1 pseudogene is annotated in these 334 nt (G+C 67.4%); it reads left to right on the forward strand.

The annotated features are described in order from the left end of the window. Positions 1 to 334 (forward strand): annotated as a pseudogene (locus tag E0702_RS16080) (NAD-dependent DNA ligase LigA); the annotation flags it as partial.

A 334-nucleotide genomic window follows, 5' to 3' on the forward strand; every position in this document is an offset into this window, starting at 1 on the left:
CCGATCGACGACATCCCGCACAGGCTCGACGGGGCGCCGGAGGTGCTAGAAGTGCGCGGCGAGGTCTATATGTCGCACGCCGATGTCGCCGAGCTGAATGCGCGCCAGGCCGAGACCGGGAGCAAGACCTTCGCCAATCCGCGCAACGCGGCCGCCGGGTCGCTGCGCCAGCTCGATGCCGAGATCACCCGCGCGCGGCCCCTGAAATTCTTCGCCTATGCCTGGGGGGAGATCTCCGCCCCGCTTGCCGAGACCCAGACCGAAACACTGGCGCGGTTTCGCGAATTCGGGTTCACGATAAACCCCTTGACCGTGCGCTGCGAGACCCCCGAAG

It is taken from the genome of Halomonas marinisediminis, assembly GCF_004347715.1.
GTDB lineage: Bacteria > Pseudomonadota > Gammaproteobacteria > Pseudomonadales > Halomonadaceae > Halomonas > Halomonas icarae.